Origin of the sequence: Bacillus sp. FSL K6-1012, assembly GCF_037964915.1 — a bacterium.
GTDB classification, from domain to species: domain Bacteria; phylum Bacillota; class Bacilli; order Bacillales; family Bacillaceae; genus Bacillus; species Bacillus halotolerans.
Map to the genome: position 1 here is coordinate 2888326 of NZ_CP150175.1, position 21755 is coordinate 2910080.

Here is a 21755-nt window from a genome sequence, read left to right on the forward strand (position 1 = left end):
ATAATCCCCTCTTTTATAAGACAAGGCGGTTTCTCAAGAAACCGCCTCGGCTTTTCATTAGCCCTTCAGCTCAGCCATTCGTTTTTGAACAGCGTCACGCTTTGCCACATAATCTTTCTCTTTCTCACGTTCTTCATCAATTACGTGCGCAGGCGCTTTTTTTATAAATCCTTCGTTTCCAAGTTTCTTTTGGACACGCTCGACTTCTTTCGTCAGCTTATCGAATTCTTTTTGCAGACGGGCGATTTCTTCATCGATATTAATTAAACCTTCAAGCGGAAGTATGACCTCTGCTCCTGTGACAACTGCCGTCATTGCTTTATCAACAGCTTCGATATCTGTACCGATTTTCAGCGCGCTCGGATTTGTAAAGCGTTCCACATAAGAACGGTTTGCTTCGAGACGGGCTGCGACCTCGTCCGTGCTCGCTTTAATGTACAATTCAACTTGCTTGCTCATCGGTGTGTTTACTTCGCTGCGGATATTACGCACAGAACGGATCAGTTCAACGAGAAGCTTCATGTCAGCAGCAGCTTCAGTGTCTGTATGCTCAGGCACAACAGCAGGCCATTTGCTTACAGTAATGGATTCTCCTTGGTGAGGCAGGTGCTGCCAAATTTCCTCCGTTAAGAATGGCATAAACGGATGGAGCAGGCGCATCGTTTGATCCAGAACATAAGCAAGAATGGAACGGGTTGTTTTCTTAGCCGCTTCGTCTTCTCCGTATAGAGGAAGCTTCGCCATTTCAATATACCAATCACAGAAATCGTCCCAAATAAAGTTATATAAATGGCGGCCGACTTCACCAAATTCATATTTATCAGCTAGCTGTGTCACACTTTCGATCGTTTCGTTTAAACGCGTTAAAATCCACTTGTCAGCTACTGATTTCTCACCTGAAAGATCAAGCTCATCATATGTCATGCCATCCATGTTCATTAATGCGAAACGAGAAGCGTTCCAAATTTTATTGGCAAAATTCCAAGTCGATTCCACTTTTTCATAGCTGAAGCGAAGATCTTGGCCAGGAGAGCTTCCAGTCGCCAGGAAATAGCGAAGGGAATCGGCTCCGTACTTGTCAATCACGTCCATCGGATCGACACCGTTGCCAAGAGATTTACTCATTTTTCTGCCTTGCTCATCACGGATTAAGCCATGGATTAAAACATCTTTAAACGGACGTTCGCCAGTAAATTCAATCCCTTGGAAAATCATGCGTGACACCCAGAAGAAAATGATGTCGTAGCCTGTAACGAGAACGTCAGTCGGATAATAGCGTTTAAAGTCTTCAGCTGTCAAATCAGGCCAGCCCATAGTGGAGAAAGGCCAGAGCGCAGAACTGAACCATGTATCCAGCACGTCTGTATCCTGCTCCCAATTTTCGCTGTCCTCCGGCGCTTCAAGACCGACATATAACTCGCCTGTTTCTTTATGATACCAGGCAGGAATGCGGTGGCCCCACCATAATTGACGGGAAATACACCAGTCGCGGATATTTTCCATCCAATGCAAATACGTTTTTTCGAAGCGGTCAGGAACAAAGTTGACTTTTTCTTCTTTCTCCTGCAATTCAATTGCTGCATCAGCAAGCGGCTGCATGCGCACAAACCATTGGGTAGAAAGATAAGGCTCAACAACCGCTCCGCTTCGTTCACTATGTCCGACAGAGTGCAGATGGTCCTCGATTTTGAAGAGAACGCCTGCCTCCTGTAAATCTTTAACGAGCTTTTTACGGCATTCAAAGCGATCCATGCCTTGATATTGCAGCGCATTTTCATTCATCGTGCCGTCTTCATTCATGACAAGAATGCGCTCTAAGTTATGACGGTTGCCAAGTTCGAAGTCGTTCGGATCGTGGGCAGGCGTAATTTTCACCGCACCTGAACCAAATTCCATATCAACATAGTCATCGCCGACAATCGGTATTTCACGATTTGTGATAGGCAGAATAACCGTTTTTCCGATAAGGTGCTTGTAGCGCTCATCTTCAGGGTGAACCGCAACGGCCGAATCACCAAGCATCGTTTCTGGACGTGTCGTCGCGATTTCAATTGAACCTGATCCGTCAGCAAGCGGATAGCTCATGTGATAAAACGCGCCTTGAACATCCTTGTAAATGACCTCAATGTCTGATAAAGCTGTTTTTGTTGCAGGGTCCCAATTTATGATGTATTCGCCTCTGTAGATCAAGCCTTTTTCATAAAGTTTGACGAACACTTCGCGAACCGCTCTGTTTAAGCCTTCATCAAGCGTAAAGCGTTCACGGGAATAATCAAGGCCAAGCCCTAATTTCGCCCACTGGCTGCGGATGAAATCAGCATACTCTTCCTTCCACTTCCACGTTTCTTCAAGGAATTTCTCACGGCCTAAATCGTAACGGCTTGTGCCTTCTTCACGAAGTTTCGCTTCAACTTTAGCCTGTGTCGCGATACCGGCGTGGTCCATACCCGGAAGCCACAGTACATCATACCCCTGCATGCGTTTCATTCTTGTTACAATGTCTTGCAGCGTGGTATCCCAAGCGTGGCCAAGGTGAAGCCTTCCTGTTACGTTTGGCGGCGGAATAACGACAGAGTACGGCTCTTTTGTCTGATCGCTGCCTGCTTCAAAAAACTTACCTTTTAGCCAAAAATCATATCGGTCTTTTTCAACCGCAGCCGGATCGTATTTCGTCGGCATTGTTTGTTCATTCGTTTCCATCATAACCCTCCAGCATGTTTAAAATGGCTGAGAACGAAAAAAGAGCCCTTCATCCTTGGGAAAAGGACGAAAAAGCTCTTTCGCGGTACCACCTTTTTTCATGAACTTTGTCAGTTCATGCGCTTCAACGGATAACGGGGGTTTCCCGAATTTCTCTACTCTTCTTTCAAGAAATTATGCTCCCGGGCGACCTTCCAATCAGACAACATAAGAAGCCTTTCAGCAAGCGGCTTCTCTCTCTGCATGCGTCTTTCTTGTACTCTTCCCGTTCTAAGCAGGTGTATCTATCAGCTCATTATATACTTTATTTATGTTCTTTATTATAGTAAAAGTGTTTTTGATTCGTCAATCATCTTTTCCAAAAATACTGCGTCCTATACAAGATGGGCAGGCACCTATTGACCAAGTATACATATGATGCTTGTAAATGCGTTGAGGAGGATGCACCGTGAAGAAACGTTTCAGCTCTTATTCCCTGCCGCCGTGGGTCAGGCAAATTCGGCTTGTATCCGCGCAAGTGATTATCCCGATTACGATTTTTCAAGGTATCAGAACCATTTTCTTTCCGACAACCTTTGATGTCTTGCTGCTCGCAATATTGATTCTGTTAGCCTGTGCGCTTCATTTGGAATGGATATAAACAAACAAGTCCGCGCCAATTAAGACGTGGACTCGTTTTCCGCCTGAAATTTTTTCTCTTGTTCAATTTGATGGATTTTCATCACAAACGGCTCAATATTTTTCATTTGCCAGTATGCCTTTAATAAGTGTGTACATTCATCTTTTTCACGCCGTCTTTTCCCGGTCTGATAGCGGTTCAGCACTTTGTACACCGTTGCCGGATAAGCCATGTAACTGAGAAAAAGACTGATTTCAGCCTCATGCAGAGGAAATGCTTTCGTATATGCATAAAACCAATCGACACACTCCGGACAAGCTTTTGGAAAACCGCTGAACATTCGTGTGTAAAAGCCGAGCAAGTCGTTATGCGGCGGCCCCACAGACGCTCTCTCAAAATTCGTAAAGTATCCGGTCCCTGCATCATTATACAGAAAATGGTGAATAGACAGGCTGCCGTGGGTAATGACAACCCTTGAGGAGCCTTTTTCTTTTGCCGCTTCATACCAGTCCTTAATCCGCTCAAGCGCAAAGTTTACGGCGGAAATGGTTTCTGAATAATAGGTTACAGCCTGCAATTCAAAGGGGGAAAGGTACCATTCTTTCTCAGCTCTGTCTACAAACTGTTCATAAATGACCTTTTCATTTTCCCACTTTTTTCTCGTTTGTTCATAGTGGCGTTCAATGTCTTCACGCCTGACCTTGATTTCCTGCGCAGTTCTCTCGTGAAGGCGGGCTGTTTCTCTAAATAGATAGGCATGTTTCTGATCCCGCTCTTCCTCTTGGTCAAATTGGAGCCAAGGCATTAAGTAATAGGAGTCTCCAGTTTGTACGCCCCCGGAGAAAAAATCTCCCCCATTTGTTCTGTAAATGGGAACAAAGGAATGAAAGCCTTTTTCCTCAATTGCCACCATTTGATCTGTAAAATGTTTGCCGCGAACCGATTTCATTTTTTTCAGCGCAAATACCCCATAATCTGAATACACTTTCCACACACGAGAACTGACTGGCTCAATAAATTGAGCCGTCAGTCCGTATTCCTGAAGAACCGATTGGACATCTTCCATTCCATTCACCACATTTTCCGATCGCTTACGGCTTACGCATGGCTGCTGTTGTATTGAGGGATATAAAGAATCTGCCCTGCTTTCAATTCATCATCCAGCGCCAAAGAATTCATCCTGATCAGCTGCTGGGAGGTAATGTCGTACCGTTCGCATAAACGTTCAATGGTATCTTCCTGCTGAACAATACAGATTTTCATTCTAGAAAACTCATCTTCTTCTCTCGTAAAGAGTTTTGTTAAATAAAGAGAATTATGATTTTCCTTTGTTTCAGTTCCCTTTGTTTGAGCAGCAGGAACAGCCCCAGCAATAGCATCTGTTTCCTTCCTTTCAGGTTCGGAAGTGTCTGGCAGCTGGTAAGAATGAAAAGACGCCTCTTCCTCAGATTCTTCAGGTGTAGGTGTTTTTCTCACTTCAATTTCAAAGCTTTCTTTCTTCTGCTCTTCTTCCTCCAGCAGCTTAGGCGCTGAATAAAAGGAATGCTCTTCTGAATCTTGTTCCGGCAGGAAGGTACGGTAGGCCGGCGTAAGCTCTTCTTCCTGAGATTCCCCTTCAGCACTTATCTTTTGATTAAAATGCAGGGTTGGAGCTGCTGCTTCTTCCTTTAAAAGTGCAGCTGGCGCTTCTTCCTGCTCTCTGCTTCCTTCTAAAGAAACAACGTCTTCATGTATAGTTTCCTGGACTTCCTTCAGTTGTTCTGCATCCTGTCGAGGTGCAGGCTCTATGTGATCCGATAGCTCCGATTCTGTTTTTTGGGATTCTTGACGCAGAGCATGCTCAAGAATAGAAGAATCTGGTTTTTCTGTTTTTTCTTCACCACGCTCAGCCTCTTGCTGAAGCTCAGCTTCTACAGCAGGTGATATTTCCGCCGCCGAAACAAGCGGTTCTGACAGTTCTGACAGTTCAGCCTGCTCTTCTTCCGTCTCTGCTTTTTCGCGGAGCTCTATTACTGAAGCAGCCTTTGGGGAATCTGCTTCTACTGTTTCCGCTTCCTCACGAAGCCCTGCCTCTGAAAGAATGAGCTCCGGCGGCTTCGCTTCTTCTGCATTTATATCTTTGCTGCCCTCTGCTTTTAAAGCAGCTGATTCTGATCGCTCAGCTTCTTTCTTTTCATTTTCCTGTTCTTCACGAAGCCTCGCTTCCGAGACAACAAGCTCTGGCGGCTCGGCTGGCGCTTCTTCCGCTTTTATACCGCCGCTGTCCTCTGCTTTTAAAGCCAATGGCTCTGATCGCTCAGCTTCTTCCTCTTCATTTTCCTGTTCTTCACGAAGCCTCGCTTCCGAGACTAGAAGCTCCGGCGGCTCAGCTGGCGCTTTTTCCGCCTTTATGTCTTCGCTGTCCTCTGATTTCAAAGCCAATGGCTCTGACCGCTCAGCTTCTTCCTCTTCATTTTCCTGCTCTTCACGAAGCCTCGCTTCCGAGACAACAAGCTCCGGCGGCTCAGCTGGCGCTTCTTCCGCTTTTATACCTTCGCTGTCCTCTGATTTTAAAGCCAATGGCTCTGACCGCTCAGCTTCTTCCTCTTCATTTTCCTGCTCTTCACGAAGCCTCGCTTCCGAGACAACAAGCTCTGGCGGCTCAGCTGGCGCTTCTTCCGCCTTTATACCTTCGCTGTCCTCTGCTTTTAAAGCCAATGGCTCTGACCGCTCAGCTTCTTCCTCTTCATTTTCCTGCTCTTCACGAAGCCTCGCTTCCGAGACTAGAAGCTCCGGCGGCTCAGCTGGCGCTTCTTCCGCCTTTGTATCTTCGCTGTCCTCTGATTTCAAAGCCAATGGCTCTGACCGCTCAGCTTCTTCCTCTTCATTTTCCTGCTCTTCACGAAGCCCTGCTTCCGAGACTAGAAGCTCCGGCGGCTCGGCTGGCGCTTCTTCTTCGCTGTCCTCTGCTTCTAAAGCAAATAGCTCTGGCGGCTCAGAAAAACCTTCATCAGGAGCTTCATAGAGAGGAATGTCTTGCTCTCTGTCTGCTGTGTCATCAAGAAGGCCTTCTATTGCTAAATCAGCCTGGATCGTCAGGATGCGCGAGTCTGTTAGTTGATAGTCAAATGCATCAATAAACACAAAAACTTCATGTAAATGACTGACTTTATTTTTCGGGATGGTTATATCGACAGGGAAACAATGAGTCAGTTCCGCAGTTCCATCCTCTCTCGTTCTGACCTCTTCGACAAATCGCTTATCGGTATAAAACTCTTCAGTATTTTTGCTCTGATCTATGTTGTACTCACCTGTAAGTTCAAGCGATCCTCTGATTGAAACGTAATCATTTACTTCCTGAACCCTAATATCAGGATCTAATGAAATGGAAAGCAGTTCAGAAACTTCCTGTCCTTTTTGGAAACAGATCGATTCTTCTACAGAAAATTGCAATCGATGATTTTGCGGCAAGTTCATATCCTCCTTTCATCTAATCCTTAAAATTAGATGTCACTAAAGGTGTATGTATGAAATGGAGAAAATATGAATGGGGAAGCATAGAAAAACCGGTACAAGGATGTCCTTGATACCGGTTTTTATCGTACTTATCCGCGGCTGATCTCAGCGAATACGTTCTCAGCTGCCTGAATTGTTTTTTCAATATCTTCATCAGTATGAGCCGTCGAGAGGAAAAGCCCTTCAAATTGAGACGGCGGAAGGAACACACCTTCGTTTGCCATTCCTTTATAATACTTGGCAAACAGCTTCAAATCCGATGCTTTGGCTGTTTCATAATTGATGACAGGTTCATTTGTAAAGAAGAAACCGATCATTGAACCTGCGCGGTTAAAGGTATGCGGAATACCGTGCGCCTCTGCCGCTTTTGAAATGCCTTCTTCCAGCCTGTCACCTTTTTTCATAAAGATCTTGTATGATTCAGGCGTGAGCTGCATTAATGTTTCGAGTCCAGCCGTCATCGCAAGCGGGTTGCCTGACAGCGTACCTGCCTGATAAATCGGACCGCTCGGAGCAATCCGCTCCATAATTTCGGCTTTACCGCCATAAGCGCCGACAGGCAGTCCGCCCCCGATCACTTTTCCTAAGCAAGTCAGATCAGGCGTTACGCCGAAATAGCCTTGAGCGCATTTGTAATCGACCCGGAAGCCAGTCATGACTTCATCAAAAATCAGCAGCGTGCCGTACTGTTCAGTAATATCACGCAATCCTTGCAGGAAGCCTTCTTGCGGCGGAACTACTCCCATGTTTCCGGCAACCGGTTCTACGATGACGCCTGCAATATCTTCACCGAACTGTTGGAATGCAAGCTTTACACTTTCTAAATCATTGTACGGAACGGTGATGGTGTTTTTCGCTATTCCTTCAGGTACGCCCGGGCTGTCAGGCAGACCGAGTGTTGCCACTCCTGAACCCGCTTTAATCAGCAGAGAATCTCCGTGTCCATGGTAGCAGCCCTCAAATTTTAAAATCTTATTGCGGCCTGTATATCCTCTTGCCAAACGAAGCGCGCTCATGGTCGCCTCGGTTCCTGAGCTGACCATCCGTACAATTTCTACTGACGGCACTCGGTCAATGACGAGCTTCGCCAATTCATTTTCCACCTCAGTCGGAGCCCCGAAGCTTGTCCCGTATTCAGCCACTTTTTTGAGGCTCTCTACAACGCGGTCATTTGTGTGTCCTAAAATTAAAGGCCCCCATGACAATACGTAATCAATATACTCATTTCCATCAATATCATAGATTTTAGAGCCATTTCCGCGCTCCATAAAAATCGGGTCCATGTCTACCGATTTAAAGGCGCGAACGGGGCTGTTTACACCGCCCGGCATGAGTTTTTGCGCTTCTTTAAAAGCCGCTTTTGATTTTTCATAGCTTCTCATCTGCCTCAACTCCTGTCAACTGAATAAAATTACTCCGCAAGCCATTTTGCTGCGTCTTTTGCATGATACGTAATAATCAGGTCGGCACCCGCACGCTTCATGCTTGTCAAAATTTCTAAGACAATCTCTTTTTCCTTGATCCAGCCGTTCTGAGCTGCAGCCTTCACCATAGAATACTCTCCGCTTACATTATAAGCCACAAGCGGCAATGTAAACTCATTTTTTACATCCCGCATGATATCCATATAAGAAAGTGAAGGTTTCACAATCAGGAAGTCCGCGCCTTCCTCAACATCTGATTGGGCTTCACGGAGTGCTTCCAGACGGTTGGCAGGGTCCATTTGATACGTTTTGCGGTCGCCAAATTGAGGCGTGCTGTTTGCTGCATCACGGAACGGACCGTAAAACTCACTTGAATATTTCACGGCGTAAGACATGATCGGAATATTGATGAAGCCTTCTTTATCTAACGCTTCTCTGATAACCGTCACAAATCCGTCCATCATGTTAGAAGGCGCAATGATATCCGCTCCGGCTTTTGCTTGGCTGACAGCTGTCTGTGCCAATAGCTCCAAGGATTCATCATTCAGGATCTGTCCGTCTTTGACGAGACCGCAATGTCCGTGATCTGTATATTCACATAGGCATGTATCAGCAACGACAACCATCTCAGGGAAGTGCTTTTTAATTTCGGCAATTGCTTCTTGCACAATACCGTGGTCATGGTAAGCTTGCGTTCCGCAATCATCTTTTTCTTCAGGTATGCCGAAAACAATGACGGATTGAATTCCGAGACTGACCAGCTCAGCCACTTCATCCTTTAATAGATCTAAAGATACATGATAAACATCAGGCATTGAAGGAACAGCTTTTTTTCCTTCTAAACCTTCAACGACAAAGATCGGATAAATAAAATCAGATGGATGCAGACGAGTTTCTTTCACCATCTCTCTCATTGCTTTTGATGACCGCAAACGGCGGTGTCTGTTAAATGATTGACTCATATTCTATCTTCCTTTCTAGACATGCGGCACATTAAATCAAGCATGCCGTCAATTGTAAATGTATCAGGCATATACGACGTGATTCCGTACGACAGCAGAGCGTCCCTCGTTAGCGGTCCGATGCTGATGCAGTCCGTCTGGTGCACCGGCCATTTTTTTATTCCTTCTCCCAGAACATGCATAAATGTATGTACGGTTGATGAGCTTGTAAATGTCACATAATCAAATGAATACTGATTCGCGGCATTTTTTAATTCCTCGATGCCATCTTCATCAGGAACAGTTTCATATACGACCCATTCCTTCACCTCAAAGCCAAGAGGCGTAAGCTCTTTTTTTATCACATCGCGAGATAAATTGCCTTTTATGACTGAAATCCGTTCTGACGGTTCGGCATGCTGCTTAAGAGCGTCCGCCAATTGTTCTGCAATATAGTCATGAGGCATTACATCAACCGATACGTTGTACGATTCTAAACGGCGTGCGGTTTTTTCACCAACAGCCGCAATTTTTTTATGACCGGGAACAATAAGCTGATTTTCTTTCAGATAAGAAAAAAAGAAATCCGCTCCATTTACACTCGTAAACACAAGCCAGCCCGGTATGGTTAGATCTGTTCGCACCTGTTCCGCCAGATCATTCGGCAGAGCTCGGCGAAACGTGATCAATGAGGCCAATACCGCTTTTCCGCCAAGCTGCTCCACTTTCTGCCGAAACGATTTTGCCTGCGTCTTATTTCGGGTGACAAGCACTGTTTTTCCTTTCAAAGGAAAATCATTTACCATCCTCATCAAGCTCCCGTTTTACGCGATCGATTAAATCTTTAGCGCCTTTATCAGTCATGAGAGCCGCACAGCGCTTACCGACTTCCTCCGGATTGTTTCCGGTGACGGTTTCTTTGAAAATGATTTTTCCATCAGGCGAAGCCACAAGCCCTGTCAGTTCAATTTCATCCTGGCCGTTTATCACCGAGTAGCCGGCGATCGGCACCTGACAGCCGCCCTCCATCGCGTTTAAGTAGGCACGTTCTGCCAGTACAGTCCGTTTTGTATACTCATCCGTAAACTGAGAAAATAACGTTAAAAGCTCTCGATCGGATTCGCGGCACTCAATTGCAAGAGCGCCTTGGCCAACAGCCGGAAGACAGCGCTCAGGCTCAAGAAATTCAGTTACGACATCCTGCTTCCAGCCCATTCTGGAAAGCCCTGCTGCAGCTAAAATAATTGCGTCATAATCTTCGTTTTCCAGCTTTTGAAGTCTCGTATCTATATTACCTCTAATCCATTTAATTGTAATGTCAGGGCGCTCAATCAAAAGCTGCGCGCTTCTTCTTAAACTGCTTGTGCCGATTACAGCACCTTCCTTCAATTCAGAAAGCTTTACACGATTCTTTGAAATAAGAGCGTCACGAGGATCTTCCCGTTCAGGAATACAGCCGATCACAAGGCCTTCAGGCAAAACGGCAGGCATATCCTTCATGCTGTGAACCGCCATATCAATGTCTTCGTTTAAAAGCGCTTGTTCGATTTCTTTGACAAACAGCCCTTTCCCTCCCACTTTTGACAGGGTAACATCAACGATCCGGTCACCCTTTGTGACGATTTCTTTTATGTCAAAAGCAAAAGAAGGATTGATTTCCTTCAGTTTGCGAATCACCCATTTTGTTTGGGTCATAGCGAGTTTGCTCCGTCTGGAACCTACTTTTATCGTTCTCATTTTTTCTTTCCTCCCGAATCTGCTTGGGCACATTATTTAACTGAACCAATGGAATTGAGACAGGCTTCCGAGCAGGAAATAATTGATCATCAGCACGAGAAAACAAGCCGTATTCCACAGTGCGGCGACCTTCCCCTGAAGCTCTTTAATCAGCCTGATATAAAGATAATAGCTGTACAGAAGCAGGACGACAAACGAACCAAGCACTTTGGCGTCGAACCAATACAGCGTTTCTAGAGACACATACGCCCAAATGACGCCAAGAATTAAACTCAGCAAAAGCATCGGAACTCCGATGACATTCAGAACATACGCCATATAATCAAGCTTAGACAAATCTTCTATTCTCAACAGCCACTTTCCCCATTTTTTCTTTTTTAACAGATGATATTGAAACAAATAGAGCACAGAAAATACAAAAGAAAGGGAAAAAGCACCGTAAGAAAGAATCGCCATTGTAATATGAATCACTAACAGCTCCGATACGAGCTGACCCGAAAAAGCCGCTGACTGCTGCTCCGTCGGTGAAAATGTATGAATGGCGATCATAGCAAACCCTATTACATTTGTAAAAAACACAATAAAATCAACACGCAGCAGCTTTGTCAGTACAAGTGACAGTGTGACAAGCACCCAAGCATAAAAATAAAGGGCCTCCGTCACATTTAATACCGGAAACCGCCCCGTCACCCACATAAAGTAGGCTAAATACACGGTTTGCAGAGTCCAGACAATAGAAAGCAACCAGAAGGCCATTTTCCCAGCCTTCCGGTTGTGTTGAAGAAAATCTATAAAATAAAAGAGTACACTTAATGCGTAAATGACGATTGTCCCTTCATTAAGTCTTGCCATTGCAGTATCAATCATTCAGCTTTCACTCACTTACAAGTGGGGCAAACCCCGCTCTTGATTCAGCCTTGTTATAAGAATGGACCTTTTGGCTGCCTTCAACGCTTTTGATCATTTGCCGGCCCGCAGCTTCTTCTATATCAAAAATCTGCTTAAACAAAGCCAGCTTTTCTTCAGAATCAGCCTCTGCCGCAAGTTCTTTCACCTTTAATATCGGGTCGCGGAGCATTTGATTAATGATACTTTTCGTATGTTTATTCAAAAGTTTTTTCTCTCTTGTCGTCAAATGAGGCAGCTTCCGTTCAATGCTGTCCATCGTTTCAGACTGGATTGCCAGCGCTTTTTCACGCAATGCGGAAATGACGGGCACTACACCGAGTGTATTCAGCCATTGTTTAAACTCCACAATGGTTTCTTCGATTAACAGTTCAACCTTCTCAGCGGTTTCTCTCCGCTCTTTCAGGTTCGCTTCTACGATCCCTTCAAGATCGTCTATATCATAAAGGAAGACGCCTTCTAGATCGTTTAAAGCGGGATCCAAGTCTCTTGGCACGGCGATGTCCACCATAAATAAAGGACGGCCCTTGCGAAGCTTATTCGCGTTTTCCATCATTTCTTTAGACACAACAAAATCACTCGCACCGGTAGAGCTGATTAAAATATCGGCTTCTGCAAGCGCGCTTTCAAGCTGATTTAAGCTTCGCGCTTCACCGGAGAAACGGTCTGCAAGTTCTTTCGCTTTCAAGTATGTTCTGTTAATGACGGTCACTTTTCCGATTCCCTGTCCATGCAGATTTTCGGCTGCAAGCTCGCCCATCTTTCCTGCACCAAGGATCAATATATGCTTGCTTGAAAGGTTTCCGAAGATTTTTTTCGCAAGCTCAACGGCCGCATAGCTAACAGACACTGCATTAGAGCCAATGTCTGTTTCGGCATGAGTCCGTTTACCCACTGTAACCGCCTGCTTAAACAACTCATTAAAAATCGTGCCGATCGTTTTTTCTTGCTGAGCTGTTTTGAAGCTGTCGCGCACCTGACCGAGAATTTGCGTTTCACCGATCACCATAGAATCCAATCCGCAGGCTACACGGAACAAATGCTCAACAGCCGCATCGCTTTCATAAAATCTTAAAAACGGCGACAGGTCTTCTTTGCTTAAGTGAAACCAGTCAGCTAAAAATTTTTTTATATAATAACGGCCGGTATGGAGCTGGTCGACTACCGCATAAATTTCAGTGCGGTTGCAGGTAGATACGATGATATTTTCGAGAATGCTTTTCTCTGCTTTTAGCTGCACCATCGCTTCTGCAAGCTCATTCGGCTGAAAACTTACTTTTTCACGTATCTCAATAGGGGCGGATTTATAATCTACTCCCACAACAAGTATATGCATAGCTTTCCTTACACCCCCAACACCCAAACTTTAATTTATAATCATTCTAACATAGAATTCATTATTTATAATAATTATAACATAGTTTCTTTCGCAAATTGTGAACAGATTTCAAAAATCTTGTGCTATATTAGAAAAAGCTTCACGAACAAAATATGTTCCTATTGACAATACCAAAAACAGCAGAAAATTACTCAAAATCAGCTCTAGAAAACAAGAAGGTGATATGCATGAAACAAAAATCAATTTTATTTCCTTGTCTGCTGCTCGCCGCATCCGTTTACGCATGGCTTGAAAGCGGCCAAGCCGAACTGTTTTCAGGACAGGATCAATGGCCTGTTCTTCTTATGCTGTTAGGCGCATCCTTTATATACCAAGGAAAAAAAGAAGCTGTCTCCCCCCATTTCTTTATCGGCTTGCTTCTCTTCGGAATCGGTTTGCACTTTTTCGCTAAGCCAAAGTGGACATGGTGGCCGGATGATTTTGAAATGCTACTCTTCATGGTCGGCTTCTCACTGCTCGTTTCAACCGTTCAGAAAAAAGAATATGTATATGAAGCTGTTTCGATGATTTGTTTTTCCCTGTTTCTTTACTTTTTCAAACAGATTATGGCATGGCTCGAGTCTGCGCATGTTCCCACGGCCCTGCTGAAAGAGTATTGGCCATTTGTATTTATCGGAATCAGTTTATTGTTATTATTGATAAAACGAAAAAAATCTATACGATAAATAAAACCGGCAGAGAGTATTCTCTACCGGTTTATCATTTTTTTGATCACTCCCCAAGCTTCGTCTTTCCCCTTTTTCGTTTCTGAGGAGAAGAGAATCAGCTCGTCTTCCGGATCAATATTTAATGTCTGTCTTACAACCTTCGCGTGTTTGTCCCATTTTCCTTTCGGGATCTTATCGGCTTTTGTAGCGATAACAATAACAGGAATGCCGTAATACTTTAAGAATTCATACATCTGCACATCATCATTAGACGGTGCATGCCGCAAATCAACGATCTGCACCACTGCTTTCAATTCCTCGCGTGTCGTGATGTAGGTTTCAATCATTCTGCCCCAAGCTTCACGCTCGGATTTTGACACTTTGGCAAAACCGTAACCCGGTACATCAACAAAATGCAATTCGTCATTAATAATGTAGAAATTTAATGTTTGTGTTTTTCCCGGTTTTGATGATGTTCTCGCAAGATTTTTACGATTAATCAATGAATTGATAAAAGATGACTTTCCAACGTTCGATCTTCCGGCCAGTGCAATCTCCGGAAGCCCCCCTTCAGGGTACTGTTCAGGTTTAACTGCACTGATTACGATTTCTGACTTTGTGACTTTCATTTCTTCTCTCCTACTAAGGCATGTTCCAAAACTTCGTCTAAGTGGGATGCCAATATAAAGGTAAGCCCCTCTCTGACGCTTTCTGGAATATCCTCTATATCTTTTTCATTATCTTTAGGCGCAATAATGGTCGTCAATCCCGCTCTATGTGCCCCGAGTGCTTTTTCTTTCAGTCCGCCGATCGGAAGCACGCGTCCGCGAAGCGTAATTTCGCCAGTCATTCCGACTTTACGCGATACAGCCCGTCCTGTTAAAGCAGAAACAAGCGCAGTCGCCATTGTGATACCGGCAGACGGACCATCTTTAGGCACCGCACCCTCAGGAACATGTATATGAATATCATACTTCTCATGAAAGTCAGGTTCAATGCCAAGTTCTTCTGTTTTTGAACGCACGTAGCTGAAAGCCGCCTGAGCAGACTCTCTCATGACATCGCCAAGCTTACCCGTCAGGATCAATTTTCCTTTCCCTGGAGAAAGCGATACTTCGATCGACAGCGTATCTCCGCCGACAGTTGTATAAGCCAGCCCCGTGACGACGCCCACCTGATCTTCCGTTTCTGCTTGTCCATATCTGAAAATTCGTTTTCCGATAAAGTCATGAAGATTTTTCTCCGTAACTGTAATCCGTTTTCTATCTTCAGAAACAATGGCTTTTGCGGCCTTGCGGCAGATGGCAGCAAGCTGGCGTTCGAGGTTTCTCACACCTGCTTCTCTCGTATAATAGCGAATAATATCAAGAATGGCCTGATCACGCAGCTGCAGGTTGCTCTTTTTGAGCCCATGCTCCTTGATCTGCTTCGGAAGAAGGTGATCTTTCACAATTTCAAGTTTTTCCACTTCCGTGTAGCCCGCAATATTAATGATTTCCATTCTGTCTCTAAGCGGTCCCGGGATTGTCGCTAAATTGTTAGCCGTAGCGATAAAGAGCACTTTTGACAGATCAAAAGTCTCCTCAATGTAGTGGTCGCTGAAGGTACTGTTTTGCTCCGGATCAAGCACTTCAAGCATTGCGGATGACGGATCGCCTCTGAAATCAGAAGACATTTTGTCAATTTCGTCTAGTAAGAAGACCGGATTCAGCTTGCCGGCTTTTTTCATGCCTTGAATAATACGTCCCGGCATTGCCCCGACATATGTCCGTCTGTGCCCGCGAATTTCTGATTCGTCGCGCACCCCGCCAAGTGAAATTCTGACAAATTTCCGATCCATACTTTTAGCAATCGATTTGGCCAAGGACGTTTTTCCGACCCCTGGAGGTCCAGCCAAACAGAGAATCGGACCTTTTAAGGATTTTGTCAGCTTCTGAACAGCCAAATACTCTAAAATACGCTCTTTCACTTTTTCAAGTCCGTGATGTTCTTTGTCCAAAAGATGTTCAGCCTCTTTTAAATCAAGCTTATCTTCTGTCTCATCCGTCCATGGGAGAGCGACCAGCCAGTCAATATAATTGCGGATAACAGAACTTTCGGCAGAACTGGACGGAATTTTTTCATATCTGTTTAATTCCTTAAGAGCCGTTTCCTTCACATGGTCAGGCATGCCCGCTTCTTCGATTTTTTCGGTCAGCGTTTGAACTTCACCTGTTTTGCCTTCTTTATCGCCAAGCTCTTTTTGGATCGCCTTCATCTGTTCGCGCAAATAGTATTCCTTTTGCGTACGCTCCATTGAACGTTTGACGCGCTGGCCGATTTTTTTCTCGATCTCAAGCACTTCTTTTTCATTGTTGATAAAATCAATGACCTTGTTCAGTCTGTCTTTGACATCAGCCGTTTCTAATATATCCTGCTTATCCTTTAGTTTAAGAGGCAGGTGAGAAGCAACAATGTCTGCCATTCTGCCCGGCTCTTCGATATCAGTAACCGCGGCGTACGTTTCGGCTGAGATTTTTTTAGAAATTTTTATGTACTGATCAAAGTGGTCCAACAAAGTCCGCATCAGCGCTTCGTCTTCTGTATCTTTTGAATCATCTTCATGGATCAGCTGAATGTCTACTGATGTATAATCTTCATGCTCATTGTATTCAATGATCTGGGCGCGCTGTATGCCCTCCACCAGCACACGAATCGTACCGTTCGGAAGCTTCAGCATTTGTTTAATTTTCGTATAGGTGCCGACAGTAAAAATTTCGTCTTCACCCGGTTCGTCTATCGAAATATCCTGCTGAGTAGCTAAAAATATCATATGATCATGCATCATTGCCTGTTCAAGGGCCTGAACCGACTTGTCACGTCCTACATCTAAGTGCAAAACCATTGTCGGGTACACTAATAAACCTCTTAAAGGGAGGAGCGGGATGCTGCGTTTTAATTCTTCTGCCATGTGACTGACACCTCCGTGACTTTAGTATGAACCATTATAATACAACTTTTTCATCCTTGTACAATAAACGGCATGGTTTCATTTTCTATAACACAGTCTCCTCGTAGTATACCCTTTCTTTCTGATCTGAAAAAGGAAAAGATGTCCTTCATGAAAAAAACCCTATTTTTAAAATAGGGTCAGACCGATTCTTTATTCATTTGCATGTTAAACGGTTTTTGTTCAGTAGGCGGGTTCACTAAAATTTCATCAAGCACTTCCTGGAACGTTTTCACCGCCACAATTTTGATCCCTTCAATCTGTTTTAAGATCGATTGCTGATTTTCATGCGGGATAATAACTTTTTTGGCACCGGACTGTTTTGCCGCTTTAATTTTCGGGATCACGCCTCCAATCGGTTTTACAAGTCCGTTTAGACTGATCTCGCCTGTCATGGCAACCGTGTTGTCGATCGGAATTTTATGAACGGCTGAAAAAATTCCCGCCGCCATGGCAATACCTGCCGACGGCCCGTCAATCGGAATGCCGCCGGGAAAATTAATGTGGATATCATAGTCTGAAGGCTTCATTCCCATTGTACGCAGTACGGTTAGCACATTCTCAACCGAGCCCTTTGCCATGCTTTTCCGGCGAATTGATTTTGATTGGCTGCCGATGCTTTCTTCTTCTGCTATTCCGGTAATGTTAATTGACCCTTTATCCTGAGCCGGTGTTACGTTCACTTCGATTTCCAGCAGCGAACCGCTGTTAGGGCCATACACTGCGAGTCCGTTTACAATGCCGATTTGCGGTGCAGTGCCGATTTTCTGCTCGTGCTTAGGGGTAAGCTGGCTGGAATGAATCACCCATTCTATATCCTCAATGGTGATGTCCTTCCGATCTTCGGTCACCGCCATTCCCGCCGCGATTTGAATCATATTGACGGCTTCCCGGCCGTTCCGCGTATAGCTGGTCAGCAAATCAAGCCCCTCTTCAGAAATATTCTTTTCAATCTTATCCACTGCTGTTTTGGCGACTGATTTCAGCTCATCTTTCTCAAGCTCGCGGAAAAATACCTCTAAACAGCGGGATCGGATTGCCGGAGGGATTTCATTAGGCATTCTTGTTGTCGCACCGATCAAACGAAAATCAGCTGGAAGCCCATTTTGAAAAATGTCGTGAATATGGTTCGGTATTTGTGTATTTTCTTCGCTGTAATAAGCGCTGTCTAAAAAGACTTTCCGGTCCTCAAGCACCTTCAGCATTTTATTCATTTGAATAGGATGCAGCTCCCCAATTTCATCAATAAACAATACACCGCCGTGGGCATGCGTGACAGCCCCCTGCTTCGGCTGCGGAATACCCGCCTGTCCCATCGCTCCGGCCCCTTGGTATATCGGATCATGTACAGAACCAATGAGCGGATCGGCAATTCCTCTTTCATCAAATCGAGCCGTTGTCGCATCGAGTTCCACAAAAACAGCCTGCTCTTTAAAAGGTGATTGCTTATGTTTTTTGGCTTCCTCTAACACAAGCCTTGCAGCAGCTGTTTTTCCGACTCCCGGCGGTCCATAGACAATGACGTGCTGGGGATTCGGTCCGCACAACGCAGCTTTTAACGCTTTAATCCCGTCTTCCTGACCGACGATATCTTGAAAGCTTTTAGGGCGCACCTTTTCAGATAACGGTTCGGACAGGCTGATAGCCCGCATTTTGCGAAGCTGCTCCATTTCCTTCTTTGATTCCTTATCTATCGTGACTTTTTGTGTCCTTTGATTTTTAAGCAAATTCCAAAAATACAAACCAATGATAATCCCAAAAAACAGCTGAATAAATAAAGCGATCCCTGTCCAACTCATGGTGGTCCCTCCTGAAAAACAATTTATGTATCCAATTCATTCCTCTGATTGCTAGTATCTCCCACAAAAGAGGGGAATAAACGTTTTCCGGAAGAGTTTACACAACAAAAAAACCTCCTGAATGTTACCACTCAGGAGATTCATTTTCATTTTTAAGCAGACGTTTTATCTTGGCTAACCTCAGTACCGTCCTTTAACAAAAGGCGAGGCGGTTCTCCATGCGTTACAGTCGCCCCAGTAATCACACATTTTTCAATGTCATCACGGGAAGGGAGGTCAAACATCACATCAAGCATAATGCCTTCAATGATGGAACGGAGTCCGCGTGCTCCTGTCTTACGCTCAATTGCTTTTTTGGCAATTTCAGACAGCGCTTCTTCTTCAAACTCAAGCTCAACATTATCAAGCTCAAGCATTTTCTTGAATTGCTTCACAAGAGCGTTTTTCGGTTTCGTTAAGATCGCAACCAACGCTTCTTCGTCAAGCTTTTCAAGGCTTGCAATAACCGGAAGACGTCCGATGAATTCCGGAATTAATCCGAAACGGAGCAAGTCTTCTGGAAGCACTTTTGAAAGAAGGTCTTCTTTCTCCAGATCTGCAGCCTTATTATCTGAACCGAAGCCAATCACTTTTTGTCCTAAACGGCGTTTGATGATTTGTTCGATACCATCGAAGGCACCGCCGCAAATGAACAAAATGTTTGTTGTATCAATTTGAATAAACTCTTGATGAGGGTGCTTACGTCCACCTTGAGGCGGCACGCTCGCCACAGTTCCTTCAAGAATTTTTAGCAATGCCTGCTGCACGCCTTCACCTGACACATCACGTGTAATAGACGGGTTTTCAGACTTTCTTGCCACTTTATCGATTTCATCAATATAAATAATGCCTTTTTCCGCTTTTTCCACGTCATAGTCAGCAGCTTGGATGAGTTTCAAGAGAATATTCTCTACATCTTCACCTACATATCCAGCTTCTGTCAGGGACGTAGCGTCAGCAATCGCAAACGGCACATTTAAAATACGGGCTAAAGTTTGCGCAAGAAGGGTTTTACCGCTTCCTGTCGGGCCGATTAATGAAATGTTACTTTTCGAAAGCTCGACATCGTCCACTTTGCTGTTGGAGTTGATGCGTTTGTAGTGGTTATACACCGCAACAGCTAGTGATTTCTTCGCCTGATCCTGACCGATTACATATTCATTCAGAATTTCACGAATTTCCTGCGGCTTCGGCACATCTTTAAATTCTACTTCTTCTTCTGTTCCGAGTTCTTCCTCCACAATTTCAGTGCAGAGTTCGATACATTCGTCACATATATATACACCAGGTCCAGCTACAAGCTTACGAACCTGATCTTGTGTTTTTCCACAGAACGAGCATTTTAATTGTCCTTTTTCCTCGTTGAATTTAAACATTCTTTCACCCCTTAATCTTGTCTCACTTTTTCTTTTACCGGCAGAGCAAAAGAAAATGATTCTTGAAACGAAACGAGTATGTATTGCATTTTACCATACTTTCCAAAAAGACGGTAACATTGTGTTTCTGACTTGCACATTCTATATGTATGACAAAAAAACAGCCTGCATTAACTATATTGCCCCAAGAAAAAGAGATATATCATAATTGTACAAAACAAGGCACGAATCATTCGCGCCCTGTTTTATTATTACTATTATTATGCACCATATTAACGGTTTTCTACAAGAAAATCAATTGCTTTGCGAACTTTTAAATCTTCTTTCATCGCGTCAGTAGAACCGATGGCTTGTTTGATATTTTCAACAGGCATGTTGTATGCTTCAGCCATTTTAGAAAGCTCAGCATCAACTTCCTCATCTGTTACTTCAAGGTTTTCCGCTTTCGCAATCGCCTCAAGAGTCAGGTTAGATTTTACGCGTTTTGCAGCATCTTCTTTCATTTGCTCTTTTAACGCAGCTTCGTCTTGGCCTGAGAATTGAGTGTAAAGCTCAAGGTTCATGCCTTGCATTTGAAGACGCTGTTCGAATTCTTTCAGCATGCGGTCAAGCTCAGTGTCGATCATCGCTTGAGGAACATCGATTTCAGCGTTTTCAGAAGCTTTCAGAACAAGCTCTTCACGCAATTTAGCGTCAGCTTCGTTTTCTTTAGCTTCTTCTAAGCGTTTCTTCGTTTTTTCAGTCAATTCAGCAAGTGTTTCCACTTCTTCATCGATATCTTTTGCGAATTCATCGTCAAGCTCAGGAAGCTCTTTCGCTTTGATTTCGTGAATTTTCACTTTGAAGACAGCTGGTTTGCCGGCAAGATCTTCAGCGTGGTACTCTTCAGGGAATGTTACTTCAACATCCTTCTCAGCACCTGCTTCAAGGCCGACTAACTGATCTTCGAAGCCAGGGATGAATGAACCTGAACCCACTTCAAGTGAATAGTTTTCAGCTTTTCCGCCTTCGAATGCTTCGCCGTCAACGAATCCTTCGAAGTCAAGAACAACTGTGTTTCCTTCTTCAACAGCGCCTTCTTCTTTTACAACAAGCTCAGCTTGACGCTCTTGAAGCCCTTTTAGTTCGTTTTGAACATCTTCGTCAGTTACAGCTGTGTCGTCTTTTTCGACGCCTAAGCCTTTGTATTCGCCAAGCTTCACTTCAGGTTTCACTGTTACTTTTGCAGTGAAGATTAAGCTTTCGCCTTTTTCGATTTTTTCAACATCGATTTCAGGACGGTCCACAGGCTCGATTCCAGCTTCTTCAACCGCTTTAGGGTATTCTACAGGAAGAAGAATATCCAAAGCATCTTGGTAAAGAGCTTCTACGCCAAAGCGCTGTTCGAATAAACCGCGAGGAATTTTCCCTTTACGGAATCCAGGAATTGAAACTTGCTTAACTACTTTTTTAAATGCATCATCAAGTGCCGTTTTAAATGTTTCAGCATCAACTTCAACCGTTAAAACGCCTTCGTTGCCTTCTTGTTTTTCCCATTTTACAGACATGTGTTTCCCTCCAAAAATCTATTCAGGTTGTGTCGGTCTTCCATTCTAAAGCAATCATTCGGCTTCGTCCATCAAAAACGAAGCTGCCAAAGATCAGAATCATTATGTATACATTTTAATAATGAACTGCAAAGCCT

The 21755-nt window shown here is 44.3% G+C and carries 16 protein-coding genes and 1 other annotated feature; of the genes, 2 read left to right on the top strand and 14 right to left on the bottom strand.

Features of this window, described 5'->3' with window-relative positions:
- Positions 1–57: 57 nt before the first annotated feature.
- Complete coding sequence (valS, locus tag NSS75_RS15125) at positions 58–2700, bottom strand: valine--tRNA ligase (RefSeq protein ID WP_339233638.1); 2643 nt, start codon at positions 2698–2700, stop codon at positions 58–60.
- 59 nt (positions 2701–2759) lie between these two features.
- Positions 2760–2982, bottom strand: a binding site (T-box leader).
- Positions 2983–3148: 166 nt separating this feature from the next.
- Here valS and NSS75_RS15130 point away from each other — a divergent pair.
- A complete protein-coding gene (locus NSS75_RS15130) occupies positions 3149–3340 on the top strand; it encodes a hypothetical protein (RefSeq protein ID WP_024122364.1) in 192 nt (63 codons plus the stop codon).
- Positions 3341–3359: 19 nt separating this feature from the next.
- On the opposite strand, the gene cotN is transcribed toward NSS75_RS15130, so the two are convergent.
- The 8 genes from cotN to hemA all read right to left on the bottom strand — a co-directional run bounded on the left by cotN (position 3360) and on the right by hemA (position 13158).
- Complete coding sequence (gene cotN / locus NSS75_RS15135) at positions 3360–4385, bottom strand: spore coat protein CotN (protein ID WP_339233641.1); 1026 nt, start codon at positions 4383–4385, stop codon at positions 3360–3362.
- A gap of 32 nt (positions 4386–4417) precedes the next feature.
- Positions 4418–6769: a LysM peptidoglycan-binding domain-containing protein gene (locus tag NSS75_RS15140; RefSeq protein WP_339233644.1), complete on the bottom strand. Its 2352-nt coding sequence runs from the start codon at positions 6767–6769 to the stop codon at positions 4418–4420.
- A gap of 134 nt (positions 6770–6903) precedes the next feature.
- Positions 6904–8196 (bottom strand): glutamate-1-semialdehyde 2,1-aminomutase, encoded by a 1293-nt coding sequence (gene hemL / locus NSS75_RS15145; protein ID WP_185848748.1) that lies wholly within the window; start codon positions 8194–8196, stop codon positions 6904–6906.
- Positions 8197–8225: 29 nt separating this feature from the next.
- Positions 8226–9200, bottom strand: coding sequence for a porphobilinogen synthase (hemB, locus tag NSS75_RS15150; protein WP_024122369.1), 975 nt, complete (start codon positions 9198–9200; stop codon positions 8226–8228).
- A complete protein-coding gene (gene hemD / locus NSS75_RS15155) occupies positions 9197–9985 on the bottom strand; it encodes a uroporphyrinogen-III synthase (RefSeq protein ID WP_198098506.1) in 789 nt (262 codons plus the stop codon). The genes hemB and hemD overlap by 4 nt, the downstream gene beginning before the upstream one ends.
- A complete protein-coding gene (hemC, locus tag NSS75_RS15160) occupies positions 9975–10916 on the bottom strand; it encodes a hydroxymethylbilane synthase (protein ID WP_103671732.1) in 942 nt (313 codons plus the stop codon). The genes hemD and hemC overlap by 11 nt, the downstream gene beginning before the upstream one ends.
- 36 nt (positions 10917–10952) lie before the next feature.
- Positions 10953–11783, bottom strand: a complete 831-nt coding sequence (locus NSS75_RS15165; protein ID WP_010335178.1) for a cytochrome c biogenesis protein — start codon at positions 11781–11783, stop codon at positions 10953–10955.
- Between the two features lie 7 nt (positions 11784–11790).
- Positions 11791–13158: a glutamyl-tRNA reductase gene (gene hemA, locus NSS75_RS15170; RefSeq protein ID WP_024122372.1), complete on the bottom strand. Its 1368-nt coding sequence runs from the start codon at positions 13156–13158 to the stop codon at positions 11791–11793.
- Positions 13159–13388: 230 nt separating this feature from the next.
- On the opposite strand from hemA, the gene NSS75_RS15175 reads away from it, so the two are divergent.
- Positions 13389–13886, top strand: a complete 498-nt coding sequence (locus tag NSS75_RS15175) for a hypothetical protein (RefSeq protein WP_101861313.1) — start codon at positions 13389–13391, stop codon at positions 13884–13886.
- Between the two features lie 23 nt (positions 13887–13909).
- On the opposite strand, the gene yihA is transcribed toward NSS75_RS15175, so the two are convergent.
- The 5 genes from yihA to tig all read right to left on the bottom strand — a co-directional run bounded on the left by yihA (position 13910) and on the right by tig (position 21618).
- Positions 13910–14497, bottom strand: a complete 588-nt coding sequence (gene yihA, locus NSS75_RS15180; RefSeq protein ID WP_101861314.1) for a ribosome biogenesis GTP-binding protein YihA/YsxC — start codon at positions 14495–14497, stop codon at positions 13910–13912.
- A complete protein-coding gene (gene lon, locus NSS75_RS15185) occupies positions 14494–16818 on the bottom strand; it encodes an endopeptidase La (RefSeq protein ID WP_024122375.1) in 2325 nt (774 codons plus the stop codon). Before lon ends, yihA begins: the two co-directional genes overlap by 4 nt.
- Positions 16819–16997: 179 nt before the next feature.
- Complete coding sequence (gene lonB / locus NSS75_RS15190) at positions 16998–18656, bottom strand: ATP-dependent protease LonB (protein WP_024122376.1); 1659 nt, start codon at positions 18654–18656, stop codon at positions 16998–17000.
- A gap of 152 nt (positions 18657–18808) precedes the next feature.
- Positions 18809–20071, bottom strand: a complete 1263-nt coding sequence (gene clpX, locus NSS75_RS15195; RefSeq protein WP_024122377.1) for an ATP-dependent protease ATP-binding subunit ClpX — start codon at positions 20069–20071, stop codon at positions 18809–18811.
- 272 nt (positions 20072–20343) lie between these two features.
- Positions 20344–21618 (bottom strand): trigger factor, encoded by a 1275-nt coding sequence (tig, locus tag NSS75_RS15200; protein WP_024122378.1) that lies wholly within the window; start codon positions 21616–21618, stop codon positions 20344–20346.
- Positions 21619–21755: the final 137 nt, after the last annotated feature.